At 51.1% G+C, this 13038-nt stretch carries 13 protein-coding genes, 1 pseudogene and 1 riboswitch; of the genes and pseudogenes, 13 read left to right on the forward strand and 1 reads right to left on the reverse strand.

What is annotated here, in order from left to right; all coding sequences use genetic code 11:
* Window positions 1-10 precede the first annotated feature (10 nt).
* Window positions 11-508 (forward strand): cysteine hydrolase family protein, encoded by a 498-nt coding sequence (locus tag D328_RS0105745; protein WP_018884014.1) that lies wholly within the window; start codon window positions 11-13, stop codon window positions 506-508.
* A gap of 38 nt (window positions 509-546) precedes the next feature.
* Window positions 547-792 (forward strand): DUF7660 family protein, encoded by a 246-nt coding sequence (locus D328_RS0105750; protein WP_018884015.1) that lies wholly within the window; start codon window positions 547-549, stop codon window positions 790-792.
* 83 nt (window positions 793-875) lie between these two features.
* Here D328_RS0105750 and D328_RS0105755 read toward each other — a convergent pair whose 3' ends face one another.
* Window positions 876-1514, reverse strand: coding sequence for a hypothetical protein (locus D328_RS0105755; RefSeq protein WP_018884016.1), 639 nt, complete (start codon window positions 1512-1514; stop codon window positions 876-878).
* A 182-nt stretch (window positions 1515-1696) separates the two neighbouring features.
* Between D328_RS0105755 and D328_RS0105760 the strand changes: the two genes are divergently transcribed.
* The 11 genes and pseudogenes from D328_RS0105760 (at window position 1697) to D328_RS0105810 (ending at window position 13028) form a co-directional block, all read left to right on the forward strand.
* Window positions 1697-2587: a diacylglycerol/lipid kinase family protein gene (locus D328_RS0105760; protein WP_018884017.1), complete on the forward strand. Its 891-nt coding sequence runs from the start codon at window positions 1697-1699 to the stop codon at window positions 2585-2587.
* A 130-nt stretch (window positions 2588-2717) separates the two neighbouring features.
* On the forward strand, window positions 2718-3671 hold the full coding sequence (locus D328_RS0105765) for a nucleoside hydrolase (RefSeq protein ID WP_018884018.1): 954 nt from the start codon (window positions 2718-2720) through the stop codon (window positions 3669-3671).
* Window positions 3672-3903: 232 nt separating this feature from the next.
* Window positions 3904-4640 (forward strand): annotated as a pseudogene (locus tag D328_RS30000) (class I SAM-dependent methyltransferase).
* A gap of 60 nt (window positions 4641-4700) precedes the next feature.
* A complete protein-coding gene (locus D328_RS28425) occupies window positions 4701-5405 on the forward strand; it encodes a Crp/Fnr family transcriptional regulator (protein ID WP_018884019.1) in 705 nt (234 codons plus the stop codon).
* Window positions 5406-5527: 122 nt separating this feature from the next.
* Window positions 5528-6367: a hypothetical protein gene (locus tag D328_RS0105780; protein WP_018884020.1), complete on the forward strand. Its 840-nt coding sequence runs from the start codon at window positions 5528-5530 to the stop codon at window positions 6365-6367.
* 159 nt (window positions 6368-6526) lie between these two features.
* Window positions 6527-6739, forward strand: a riboswitch (Lysine riboswitch).
* A 312-nt stretch (window positions 6740-7051) separates the two neighbouring features.
* Window positions 7052-8587 carry an amino acid permease gene (locus D328_RS0105785; RefSeq protein WP_018884021.1) on the forward strand — a complete coding sequence of 512 codons (1536 nt, stop codon included), beginning with the start codon at window positions 7052-7054 and terminating at the stop codon, window positions 8585-8587.
* A gap of 267 nt (window positions 8588-8854) precedes the next feature.
* Window positions 8855-9205, forward strand: a complete 351-nt coding sequence (locus D328_RS0105790) for a Na-translocating system protein MpsC family protein (protein WP_018884022.1) — start codon at window positions 8855-8857, stop codon at window positions 9203-9205.
* Between the two features lie 188 nt (window positions 9206-9393).
* Window positions 9394-10461, forward strand: coding sequence for an ABC transporter substrate-binding protein (locus D328_RS0105795; protein WP_018884023.1), 1068 nt, complete (start codon window positions 9394-9396; stop codon window positions 10459-10461).
* Entirely contained in the window at window positions 10461-11399 is a 939-nt protein-coding gene (locus tag D328_RS0105800; RefSeq protein ID WP_018884024.1) for a nucleoside hydrolase, read from the forward strand. The genes D328_RS0105795 and D328_RS0105800 overlap by 1 nt, the downstream gene beginning before the upstream one ends.
* A gap of 11 nt (window positions 11400-11410) precedes the next feature.
* Window positions 11411-12232: an ABC transporter permease gene (locus D328_RS0105805; RefSeq protein ID WP_018884025.1), complete on the forward strand. Its 822-nt coding sequence runs from the start codon at window positions 11411-11413 to the stop codon at window positions 12230-12232.
* 7 nt (window positions 12233-12239) lie between these two features.
* Complete coding sequence (locus tag D328_RS0105810) at window positions 12240-13028, forward strand: ABC transporter permease (protein ID WP_018884026.1); 789 nt, start codon at window positions 12240-12242, stop codon at window positions 13026-13028.
* The last annotated feature ends 10 nt before the right edge of the window (window positions 13029-13038 follow it).

Here is a 13038-nt window from a genome sequence, read left to right on the forward strand (position 1 = left end):
GGGCTATTTTGTGAAAATTGGCTTGTTAATCATTGATTTGCAGCATGTACATTTGGAAGAGGAGCCTGTGGAGAAGAGCCTGCTTAACAAGGCATGTATTCACATTAACTATGTGTCTGAGCTGCTACGCTCACAAGGCCATGTCATTGTACATATTCAGGATATTGAAGGCATGAATGACAGCAATCAGGCTAGCTATGATATTATTTCAGATATTCAGATCAAGGACGGAGACCTCAAGCTGACGAAGGAGATGCCGAACGCCTTCTGGCAGACGGAATTGGAGGATATGCTGCGCAGTCGTGGGGTCGAGCTACTCATCATTGCAGGCTTCGCGGCTGAGCATTGTGTGCTGTTCACCTTCAATGGTGCCAGTGAGCGGGGCTTCAAGCCGGTTATATTGCAAAATGGTATCGTCAGTGCCAGACAGGACGTTATCACCTCTACCTATCGTGATCGCAATCTGATCTCCTATCCTGTCGTAGAAGCGCTTGTGCAGCAGGGCTGATGTCCCTGTTACACCCAAGCGAACGGGAAGGTGAGCCTATGAAAAGTCTGTTTGAGCTTGTCAATGCGGTTACCGATGAAGCTTCATTCCTCCACTTCTTGCAGGAGCTCGCGCAGGACAAGGCAGAGGGGCATGAGTGGGCTAATGAGTCTGTCGAGGCGTTTCTGGAGGCTGCTCAGGAGTGGGGCAAAGCCTCTATTCAAGGCCTGGAGTATTATGAGAAGCCTCAGAATCCCTGGAAGCGATGTGCCCAGATGCTGTACATGGGCAAAATTTACGAGTAGCCCATAAAGCCATACATTGTTGAATAACAAAGCGGACCCGCCCAGTCTCGGACTACGAGGACATGGCGTAGGGTCCGCTTCTTTTATTTAGGCTGTTTGAATGTAGGCTGTTCAGATGATGGTTGCCGCTCAAGTACCGGTTCGGGTTGCTCCTTGGATGGCGGCAGCAAGAGTGCAGATGGCTCATGAGAATCAGGGACCTCAAGCGGTTCAGTTGTGATTTGTGGCGTCTGTGCATCCTGGACCGCTGCCACGAGATTCCGTTGCTCCAGAAGATGCTTCGCTACCTCGTAGCATTCATCGACATGGCGATTGCCTATGATCCGCATAGCGGTATAGCCAATGGCTGCGGAGAGTCCTTGCCCGAGGATGGGCACAAATCGAGATACCTGCTTGGTTGCAATCCTTACCCCCATTTTGCGAAGGAGTTGGAGAATCAGCTCATGCGTAACGACGCGACCAATGATCTTGCTGCCAACAGAAGTAATGAATCCATAGATCATGGATTTGGTCTCGGCATCCAGGCCCTCTAGCTGTTCCTGTGATAGCTTGAATTTTTTATTAATTGAAGGTAGCAGCTCCATCAGGATACCCACATCCGTCAGGACATCTGCTCCTGGAACCGGAAGCAGGGATACCGTACCGGATACTGCCGCTCTCTTGGCCACCATGGACCTGCATTCTTCCCGTATGAGATCCAGCTCAGCGATCGTTTGCACCATGGTAATCACTCCTTTAATAACAGATTCAGATGGATAAGATCGGTTATGCTGACTATTGTACCTTATACATACCCCAGAATGACATGTGTTGACTCGTTGGGACAGCTCGCACCGTTTATGGCCCTACCTCTTAGGGGTAATCTTATAGGGAGGCTTACATAGCTGCAATAGGAGGTGTGAGTATGTTCCGCAAAGCGCTACTAATCTATAATCATCATGCAGGTAAGGCGGGTGCAGACAAACGTCTCGGTGATGCTGTAGCTGTCCTTGCTCCCCATATAGCGGAGCTTGTGCTGCGTCAGATCGAATCCCCCGGAGACGGCGAACGAATCTGTCGCAGTCTGTCGTCAGAGATAGAGGCTGTGTTCATCCTTGGAGGGGATGGCACGGTACATGAGTGTATGAATGGACTCGCTTCCCTGTCGCATCCTCCGAGTGTGGGCATTCTGCCTGGAGGCACCTGTAACGACTTCTCACGCTCACTCGGGATTTCCCAGGATATACCGGAAGCTGCTCGAATGCTGCTGGAGGGGACAAGCCGCAGCTTGGATATCGGGGTAGTCAATGACCGGATATTTACGAATTTTTGCGGCATTGGCCTCATCACAGAGACCTCGGAAAATATTGATCCCACCCTGAAAAGCTCGCTTGGCAAGCTCAGCTATTTCATCAGCACACTACAGACGTTACGCAGTGCGCAGCCCTTCCGTTTCACAATGGTAAGTAATGGTGAGAGCAGGGAAGAGGAGGCGGTTATGATCCTGGTGGCGAATGGCCGCTATCTGGGGACCCATCCCTTGCCGCTGCAGCCTGATTCCTTGTGCGATGGTCATCTCGATGTTCTCATTATTCGTGAAGCTGGATTACCCTTGCTGAAGGAACTGCTTGCACGAAAGTCGGAGGAGCCCTGGGAGCCCAAGGACAAGGCGATAGAATACTTTAGAGCCACTTCGCTTACGATTCAGACACATGAGCCAATGAAGGTGGATACGGACGGTGAGATTTATCTCCAGACACCTATAGAGCTGAGTCTGCTCTCTACACCGCTCAAGCTGTTGGTTGGAGCCGGATGATCCGATAACTGTAACCCTTGAGCATAGCGACAGAAGCGCTGTCCCAAATCCTGCATTTACGGGCCCGTCTACTTTACGGCATAATATAGGAGACAGCTTCGAAATTGCAGGAACAGGAAGGAAGAGATCAATGAGCAAGCGTAATGTATATTTCAATCATGATGGAGGCGTGGATGACCTCGTCTCATTATTTATGCTTTTGCAAATGGAAGATGTTCATCTGACAGGGGTATCCGTGATCCCGGCAGACGGCTATCTGGAGCCAGCTACGGATGCCAGTCGCAAAATTATTGACCGTTTTGGTCATGGAGCACAGGTAGAGGTAGCCAAGTCCAACTCCCGTGGCAAGAACCCTTTCCCGGCAGCATGGCGTCTCCATTCCTTCTATGTAGATGCCCTGCCTGTTCTCAATGAGACGGGTACGATGGAAGCTCCACTGTCCTCATTGCCTGCCCATCTTCACTTGATTGAGAAGGTACGTCAGGCTGATGGCAAGACGACATTGCTGTTCACAGGCCCGCTCACGGATCTGGCTCGCGCACTGGATGAGGCGCCGGACGTAGAAGAGCGGATTGAGAAGCTGGTATGGATGGGTGGCACCTTCGAGAAGGGTAATGTCGAGGAGCCAGAGCATGATGGGACTGCGGAATGGAACGTATTCTGGGACCCAGAGGCTGCCCTGCGTGTATGGCAGAGCGGGATTCCCATTGACCTGGTCGCACTGGAGAGCACGAATAAAGTACCACTGACCCCTGCGGTACGCAGACTCTGGGCCAGCCAGCGCTGCTATGAAGGTGTTGACTTCATCGGGAATTGCTATGCAGGCTGCCCGCCGCTGGTCTACAGTGAGACAAATTCTACTTACTATCTGTGGGATGTACTGACGACAGCTGCGCTTGGACGTCCAGAGCTGGTACGCAGAAAGACCGTTCATTGTACGGTTATTGCAGATGGACCGAGTCAGGGCAGAACGGTAGCCCAGGCGGATGGCCGTCCGGTTGAGCTTGTATATGATACAGATCCGGATGCGTTCTTCACCTATATGACAGATCTCGGCAAGAAGGCAGCACCTAAGCGCTATTAAGTGATTACATTGGCTATAGGAGCGGAGCGACCCAGAACGGGTCGCTTTTTCTTTAGATAACAGAATTTATAACCTTTCAGTGGAGCTGGACGTTCCAATGGCTATAAGGAAAAATCTCCGCTAGATGCGGTCGGTCATCTGTGAAGGTACTTCGATAGCTGTATATCTTATAATTATGGCCTCTTTAGTTTGCAGTATAATGGTTCTATGCGTAAGGGAGGGTGCGAGAAATATGAAGGAGAAGATTGCAGCAGCTTACGATAGACTGTCTAAGGATTATGAACGAAATGTGGACGTGTACAGTGGACATAACGCCTATTACGAACGACCTGCTATGCTGAAGCTGATGCCTTCAGACATGAAGCAGCTCACGGTATTGGACGTCGGCTGTGCCGCAGGATGGTATACCGAACAACTGCTCAGTCGAGGGGCCACAGTGACAGCTGTAGATCTGAGTGCAGAAATGGTGGAGGCATGCCAAAGCGCGTTGGCGACCAAGCCACTGTGCTTCAATGCGACTTGTCGGAGCCCCTTCCTTTTGAAAATGAATCATTCGATCTGATTGTCAGTTCCTTAACACTCCATTACATTGAGGATTGGAAGCCTACATTTCGCGAATTTCATCGTGTGCTGAAGGCAGGAGGGAGCCTGCTCTTCTCGGTGCATCACCCTTTTATGGATTTTACGCATTTCGACCGACCAGACTATTTCGCGCATGAGCAGCTGCGTGAGGTGTGGCATAAGAAGGAGTCAGGTCCCGTGGAGGTCACGTTCTACAGGAGGCCGATTCAAGACATCATCAACGTAACTGTGGAACAGTTCTCCATTCAATGTATGGTCGAGCCACAGCCTGTAATGGATAATAATGCAAGGGAAGCGTTTGAAATCGCCAATTGGTACGACAAGTGGTTCGAGCGACTGATGACCCATCCTCATTTTCTAGTCATTCATGCCCGCAAGCGCTCATAATACATCAAAGCAGAATATGTATTTACCAGGAATAAAGCTCTGATATTCTCAGGAGGAGTCATGGATCGTATTGAATATTTGTCACAGTTCAACCTGCTGCGTTCGCTGTCCAGGGAGGATTTGATTGAGATGGATAAGCTGACCTCCGTCACAACGTATCCGAAGCATACGTACATCCAGACGCCCGATACTTTTGTTGAAGGGTTGTATTTTGTGAAGAGGGGAACCGTGCGGCTGTATCAGCTTAATGAACAGGGAAAGCAGTTCACCTTGGATATTTTGAGTGAGGGGAATATCTTTGGCGAGATGGGTGATATATCGTTGGGAACGAGGCGATTATTGATTGAGGCGGTTGAGGACTGTGACATTTGCGTGATGGACCGGGAGCGGTTCGAGAGCTACCTCATTCAGCATCCAAGGTTCATGATGAATATGATCAAGGCCATGAGTCAACGCTTGTCTCAGCTGAGCAATCTGGCCCAACATCTGGCGCTGGGCAGGCTACACGATAAGATCATTCATGTGCTGGCTGAGCTTTCAGGACGCTATGGTGTTCAGGATGAGGGCAATGATTATTGCCGTATCGATATGCCCCTGTCACATCAGGAGATTGCCCATTTCGTGGGCGCTTCGCGGGAGGCTGTCTCTGTGGCGCTGAAGGAGCTTGTGGAGGTGGATATGATTCGTACTGAATTCCGAACAGTATCTATCCGCTATGACATTCTTGCAGCAATACATGAAAATGCTACTGACTACAGCTTGTAATCTAGATTACATCTATTGACTCCTTTCGTCTCGTATCCTTGGTGAAAGACCTGGATTCTATAACGAAATGGAGCGATTTCCATGAAAGACACAATGAAACATAAGGTTGGAGGGTGCTGCTGATGGTGCTCGACAACAAAGCTCTCATTCCAGAGGCTATAGTGCATCGGAAAGGAGCCCGTAAAGCCGGCGATATTCTACCCGAGGTGCTCGAATGGTTGAATTACGGTCGAATCGAGTCCGTCAATCTGACCGAATGGCTGGCTGTCGATCATATTCAGTTGCTCAAGCACGTTCTGAATGAATGTGGGCTACACCAACGAACTCATGAGGTAATGTCTGCCCTGGAGGGCATCATGGGACAGTCGACTATGAAGATGATCCCCGCTATTGCTGGCGAATGGCTTGGAATTCTCCGGGAGCAGTCGGATCAAGAGCGTGCGAAGCTATTCGTGCACCTCTCGACGCATCGCTCGGATAGTGTACGGTGCTGGGCAGCCTACGTGGTAGGATTGGATCAGCTAGAGCTAGATTACAAGCTAGAGCTCATTCGTCCGTTCGCTGCAGATCTTCACTTTGGCGTGCGCGAACTCGCTTGGATGGCCATGCGGGAGACTATTTCACAGCAAGTGAAGCCAGCAATTCATCTGCTCAGCAATTGGGTGCTTGAGGAGGACGATAACATTCGGCGGTTCGCCGTCGAGGCGACTCGTCCGCGCGGGGTGTGGGCTCGGCATATTGTGGAGCTTAAGGATAATCCAGCGTGGGGACTCCCCTTGTTGGAGCCGTTAAAATCGGATCCATCCAAATATGTGCAGGACTCGGTGGCCAACTGGTTGAATGATGCTGCTAAAACTTCGCCAGATTGGGTGGCTTTTGTATGTGATGCATGGCTGAAGGCATCGGACGGGAAGACAACCAAGCGAATCACTATGCGTGCACAACGTAATTTGAAGTGCTAATATGTGGAAGTGAGACGGAAGCTATTGCAACAGATTCGCAGGAGCAGTATACTAAACGTCTATCTAGGAGGATACTGCCGTCTTATGTCAGTTACCTGAGCCTGGATGTGGATACTAACAATAATGATAAATGAATACATGCAGATACACCTCATCCTATGATGAGGTAGAGGTCGCGGATGTGATCAGTAAGCTGAGGGAGGCGTCAAGGAACCGCCTATGAATTCAGCCGAAAGGCACATCCGCCGAAGTCCGCGGGACCGTTTCCTTGGTTCGTCCTGCGCGGCTGGGGCTGCTGCCGAAAGGAGCAGAACTGTCACTGGAGATATGGCACCATTGTGTGTCAGACTCCTGTGTTGAGCTATCTTCATCATCAGGATAGGTGCGAACGTTCATGGAAGAACCGCGGCCTACAGCCTGCGGTTCTTTTTGCTATACCTGGATGCAGGGGATTGCCGCTTGTGGTAAGCGCCTTGTGGGGAGCACGGAGTTCACCGAGATGAATGCTGACTGACTTTTGATAGATGCCACGCAATGCTGATCTTCCTGATCGCATGTATGCTCCGTTGACCGCTGCTGAATCATTCTGATCCATCCTGGGGACCCTGAGCCTCATACGATCGGTCGGGATTCACTCTCTGTGTGTCTGTTCGTTATCAGCTATTCAAGAAGGAGTGTTCTCATTTGCAAGCAAGCCATCATACAAGCAACAATCAGAGCGGTACCAACCATCATTCCAGCAATAACAGTAATAACAGCAACAGCAATCCTCCTACACTGAAGAAATCGTTGCGAGCTCGTCATATGACGATGATTGCACTGGGTGGATCGATCGGAACAGGTCTGTTCCTCGCCAGCGGTACAGCGATCTCCAGCGCCGGTCCTGGCGGCGCACTGCTCGCTTATGCAGCGGTCGGCATCATGGTCTATTTCCTGATGACCAGTCTGGGGGAGCTCGCGACGTTCATGCCGGACTCCGGGTCATTCAATACGTACGCAGCCCGCTTCGTTGATCCAGCTCTTGGGTTCGCTATGGGCTGGAATTTCTGGTACAACTGGGCGGTCACGATTGCTGCCGAGCTGGCAGCGGCCACGGTATTGATCAAGTACTGGTTCCCGGAGAGCAACTCGATGCTGTGGAGTCTGCTCTTCCTCGTGCTTATATTCGGGCTGAATGTCATGACTGTAAAAGGCTACGGAGAGTCCGAGTACTGGTTCGCGATTATTAAGGTCGCTACGGTGATTATCTTCCTGACGGTCGGGGTGCTGATGATCTTCGGCATTCTGGGCGGCGAGGCTGTCGGCTTCACCAATCTGACGATAGGAGATGCCCCGTTCCATGGCGGATTCTTCGCTGTGCTTGGAGTCTTCATGGCAGCAGGCTTCTCGTTCCAGGGCACGGAGCTTATCGGAGTGGCTGCCGGGGAGAGTGAGGAGCCTGCCAAGAATGTTCCGCGTGCGATTCGGCAAGTATTCTGGCGCATCTTGATTTTCTATATCCTGGCTATTCTTGTCATCAGTCTGATTATCCCTTATACCCACCCGAATCTGCTCAAGGACGGGCTGGAGAACATCGGAGTCAGTCCGTTTACGCTCGTCTTCGAGAAGGCAGGTCTTGCGATGGCGGCTTCGGTCATGAATGCAGTCATCCTGACCTCTGTCCTGTCAGCTGGTAATTCCGGGATGTATGCGTCAGCCCGGGTGCTCTACGCTCTCGCCAGAGACGGTAAGGCACCGCGTTTCCTGAAGCAGCTGAACAAGCGTGGTATCCCGATGAATGCGCTGCTGGTTACGACGGCTGTAGGTATGCTGGCCTTCCTCGCATCGCTCTTCGGAGATGGTGTCGTATATACCTGGTTGCTCAACGCCTCTGGCATGTGCGGCTTTATTACCTGGCTTGGTATTGCTATCAGCCACTACCGCTTCCGCAAAGCCTACGTCGCACAGGGACGTGACCTAAGTGCACTGCCATACCGTGCGCGCTGGTTCCCGTTCGGACCGATATTTGCTTTTGTGCTCTGCATCATTGTGATTCTGGGACAGAATTATCAGGCCTTCACAGGGGATCGAATCGACTGGAACGGTGTACTGATCTCGTACCTTAGCGTACCGCTCTTCCTGGTGCTATGGCTGGGATACAAATGGATTCGCAGGACCCGTGTGGTTCCGTTGCTGGAGTGCGACTTTACGCCGCCTACCGATTCTGAGCCAAGCAAATGAGGTTCCAGATCCAATAAGTCCCGGGTCCAATAAGTCCTGGGCTCAATAAGTTCCCAGACAGTGTGTACCCTCCTCCCTCTGCTGGCTAGTGTTTTGAGAAGCACAGTCTCAGAGGGGATTTTTTTAGGGTGAAATGGTGAATTGTTCGCTTTTTGCAGAAGTGAGCTATGGATTTTGGTATTTTACTTGCTCTCTATTATATAATTATGTATAATCGAACGTGTTGGCGGTCCAAATGTACGTTAGTCTCTTGATGAGGGTGTGTTCATGAAGCTGCTGGACAGTAATGAGAGCAAGAAACGAATGTGTCAGATTTATAATGAGATCTCCAAGGAATTGTTCGGCTTCGGTACCACGCTCTTACGGGCTACTGTTGAGAACAATATGGTGACCTTCGTAGCGAAGCACCGCCGCTCACCTAGATCAGCTGCACTGGAAGGGGAAGCCCCCGGCTTGAAGCTGGAAGTGGATTTCCGAATGTCCATGCTGTTCAAGAAGCGGCTGCGCGAGCGGCTGGAGCAGGTTATGGAGCTGGAGATTGATGCTTTGCTACGCGATTATGATGCAGCTACACAATGGGCGGTTACGAATGTGATGCTGAAGGAACCTTCGGCATAGCCATGATGAATTGCATAGATTGGCTTCTCGGCTTCGGATCTATCTGGGCGGAGGCCCTGTACTGCCTATAGCGGGTGTCGCTTATTCTTTGTTTACGGAGAAAAGCGTTCTTGTTCAACACGACAAGAATGCTTTTCTTTTTTATTTTTCATAATAAGACCATATTATCCAGCAGGAGGATGAATCAAATGAAAAAATGGTTAGGCGGAATGGTGACAATGGCGCTTGCGTCCACTCTATTGGCAGGCTGTGGGGGCACTGAGCCAGCAGCCGATGGGGGAGCATCCAATACGGGAGCCAAGCAGAAGCTGGTCATCTCGACCTGGGGCTTCTCGGAGGATTTCTTCAAGAAGGAAGTGTACGCTCCCTTCGAGCAGGAGCATAATGTGGAGATTGTCCTTGAGATGGGGAACAACGCTGAGCGTCTGAACAAGATCCGTCAAGGCAGCTCCGACGTCGATCTGATCTATCTGTCGGATTATTATGCGCAACAAGGTATTCAAGAAGGCTTGTTCGAGACGGTCGATCGCTCAAAGCTGACGAATCTAGAGCATGTGTATGACATTGCCAAGGCTCCACTTGGTGAGGAATATGGTCCTGCCTACACGGTAGGTCGTCTGGGAATTGCCTACAATCCAGGGATGGTATCGAAGGAAGTCACCTCGTGGAGCGATCTGTGGGGCCCTGAATTCGCAGGCAACGTAACGCTGCCGAATATTACAGCGACGGCTGGACCTATGGTCGTGGATGCAGCTTCCAAGGTAGCCGGAAATGCTGAATTTAATGAGGATGCTGCCTTCACGAAGCTCGCAGAGCTGAGCCCGAATATCGTGAAGTTCTACAGCCAGACCTCGGAGTTCGTGAATATGTTCAGCCAGGAAGAGATTGCTGGTGGGCCGATTATGGAAATGTACTTCAAGGATCTGAAGGCGGCGGTACCTGATGCCAAGTTCGTAGCACCATCCGAAGGGGCATATGCCGTAATGAATACACTGAATATCGTGAAAGGCTCTGATCAGAAGGAACTGGCAGAGGAGTTCATGAACTGGCAGCTGAGCAAGGAAGTACAGGAGAAGTCTGCTAAAGCCAAAGTAGACTCCCCAGTAAATACCGAAGTGGTACTGTCTGGTGAAGAGACCGAAGGAATTACTTATGGCGCGGACGTAGTTGAGAAGCTGGTGAAGCTGGATATGGCGTTCGTGAATAGCCAGATGGCAACCTGGACGGACCGCTGGAACCGGGAAATTGCTCAGTGATGAAGAAAATTATACTGGATGTAGACACAGGAATTGATGATGCACTGGGAATCATTCTGGCCGTCAAGAGCAAGCAGCTCGATATCCAGGCCATTACTACCGTGTGCGGCAATGTATCACTGGAGCAGGCAACAGTGAATACGGGCAAAGTGCTGGATCTCTTGGGTAGACCGGATATTCCGGTCTACCGTGGGGCGGAGACGCCCCTGATCCGCCCGGAGTTCAATGAGACACGTATTCACGGTCAGGATGGGATAGGGGGAGCGCTGCCGTATGCGGTCCCTTCTACTGCTCCTGCTTCAGGGTTCGCTGCCGATCTGATGATTGAGCATGCACTGAACCTAAAAGGCGGGCAGGACAGGCTTACGCTGGTCTGCACAGGGCCACTCACCAATCTCGCTCATGCACTGCTCAGATATCCTGAGCTACCCAAGCATATTGAGGAAGTCATCTTTATGGGTGGCGTCATTCATGGCTGCGGCAATGTCACTCCAGTGGCTGAGTACAATATGTACGCGGACCCTGAGGCGGCACGCATCGTATTCCATGCGGGATTCCGCAAGCTGACTCAGGTCGGTCTGGATGTGACGCGCAAGGCGCTACTTACCGCCGAGCATATTGCTCAGATTGCTGATCCACAGATTCGTAATTACGTGGAGCAGAGCACCTCTGAATATACGAAAAGATATGAAGCGCGTAACGGCGTCCGTGCCTGTGCACTGCATGATCCGTTGGCTGTTGGCGTTGCCTTATGGCCGGAGCTACTGGACACGAAGCCAATGTATGTGGATATTGAGACATCCAGTCGCCTGTGTGACGGACAGACGGTCGGAGATATACAGAATCGTCTTGGTCACCCTCCCAACATGCAGGTCAGCGAGGGTGTTGACCATGAAGCATTTTTGACACGGTTCGTTCATGTGACAGGACAAATGTAAAGGAGTTAGTCATGAAGAAAACGTACTTGTACTGGCTGCTGCTTCCGGGACTGCTCTTTTTGATGGTATTTATGATCATTCCGATCGTACTGACGATCGGCTCGACCTTTGTCCGGGACAGCTCGTTCTCACTTGAGGGCTATCTTCATTTCTTCAAGGACCCTTACTTTCTGAAAATATTGCTGACTACGCTGCAGGTCAGTGTCATTACGACCCTGATTTGCATTGTAATGGGCTTCCCCACAGCTTACTATATCTCGCAAAAGGCACCCCGGCGCAAGGGTATCCTATTGGCCTTGGCGATCTTCCCGCTGCTTACGAGCCCCGTAGTACGCTCCTTCAGCTGGATGGTGATTTTGGGCCGCAAGGGGCTGCTGAATAATACGTTGATCAACCTTGGAATCGTGGATAAGCCGCTGGAGATTCTATACACCCCGACTGCTATGGTCATCGGTCTGGTGCACTTATTCCTGCCGCTGATGATCATCTCATTGGTCGGTGTGCTGGAGAATATTGATCATGATCTGATCCGGGCCGCACAGAGTCTGGGAGCATCGCGTATTGCGGCCTTCCGCAAAATTGTCTTCCCGCTCGCTGTGCCGGGGCTCATCATCGGCGGCATTCTCGTCTTCGTAGGTAGCCTGACTGCATATACTACGCCGGCCTTGCTGGGAGGCAAGCAGCGTGTCATCGCTACATTTTTGTATCAGAATGCCATGACACTGAACGATTGGTATCTGGCTTCGGTCATCGCGACCATTATGATCGTTATTACATTTCTGGTTATCGGCTTGGTGAATAAGGGAGCCGCCAGACTGAATCCGAAGGGGTAGGTGGATTATGAAGGACAAACAATATGGACTTGGCTTGTTCAGTCTGCTGGTCTTCGTGTTCCTGCTGGGCCCGCTTCTGATTATTTCGGCCACATCCTTTGAGCCAGGCACAGTGCTGAAGTTCCCGCCGGAGGGCTTCTCCTTGCGGTGGTATGAGAACATATTCGAGGTCAGCATGTTCATGAAGACCTTCAAGACCTCCATGATCGTATCGTTGTGCGGCAATGTGCTGGCGCTACTGCTGGGCGTACCAGCGGCTTATGCGCTGAGTCGCTTCTCCTTTCGGGGCAAAGCACTGCTTAACGCCATATTTCTCTCGCCTGTACTGATTCCGGGAATCGTGCTGGGCTTCACACTGCTGAAATACCTGATTGTCGTATATCAGCTGCCGATCTATGCCGGACTCCTGATCGGTCATACGGTCATTATGCTGCCGTTCATTATTCGGGTTATCGCCTCCAGCCTGTCCAACTTCGATTTTGCTATTGAGGAGGCGGCGCTGAGTCTGGGGGCGGGCCGCTTCGAGACCTTCGTGAAGGTTGTGCTGCCTAATATCCGCTCAGGGATTATTGCGGCGGTGTTGATTGCTTTCCTGGAATCCTTCAACAATGTAGACATCTCTGTATTCATGACGGGTCCAGGCTTCAGTACACTGCCGATTCAGATGTTGACCTATGTAGAGAACTATTTTGACCCGACCATTGCCGCATTGTCTGTGCTGCTGATGGTGTTGACGGGTGTGCTGATGTTCGTGATCGAGCGAATGATGGGATTATCATATTTCACTAAAAGGTAATGGAGGTGCA

It is taken from the genome of Paenibacillus massiliensis 2301065 = DSM 16942, assembly GCF_000377505.1.
Classification (GTDB): domain Bacteria; phylum Bacillota; class Bacilli; order Paenibacillales; family Paenibacillaceae; genus Paenibacillus; species Paenibacillus massiliensis.

Coding starts and splice junctions, on each gene's coding strand:
- D328_RS0105800 (WP_018884024.1), top strand. CDS start 10,461: ATGAAGAAAATTATACTGGATGTAGACACAGGAATTGATGATGCACTG.
- D328_RS0105765 (WP_018884018.1), top strand. CDS start 2,718: ATGAGCAAGCGTAATGTATATTTCAATCATGATGGAGGCGTGGATGAC.
- D328_RS0105750 (WP_018884015.1), top strand. CDS start 547: ATGAAAAGTCTGTTTGAGCTTGTCAATGCGGTTACCGATGAAGCTTCA.
- D328_RS0105780 (WP_018884020.1), top strand. CDS start 5,528: ATGGTGCTCGACAACAAAGCTCTCATTCCAGAGGCTATAGTGCATCGG.
- D328_RS28425 (WP_018884019.1), top strand. CDS start 4,701: ATGGATCGTATTGAATATTTGTCACAGTTCAACCTGCTGCGTTCGCTG.
- D328_RS0105810 (WP_018884026.1), top strand. CDS start 12,240: ATGAAGGACAAACAATATGGACTTGGCTTGTTCAGTCTGCTGGTCTTC.
- D328_RS0105760 (WP_018884017.1), top strand. CDS start 1,697: ATGTTCCGCAAAGCGCTACTAATCTATAATCATCATGCAGGTAAGGCG.
- D328_RS0105795 (WP_018884023.1), top strand. CDS start 9,394: ATGAAAAAATGGTTAGGCGGAATGGTGACAATGGCGCTTGCGTCCACT.
- D328_RS0105755 (WP_018884016.1), bottom strand. CDS start 1,514: ATGGTGCAAACGATCGCTGAGCTGGATCTCATACGGGAAGAATGCAGG.
- D328_RS0105805 (WP_018884025.1), top strand. CDS start 11,411: ATGAAGAAAACGTACTTGTACTGGCTGCTGCTTCCGGGACTGCTCTTT.
- D328_RS0105790 (WP_018884022.1), top strand. CDS start 8,855: ATGAAGCTGCTGGACAGTAATGAGAGCAAGAAACGAATGTGTCAGATT.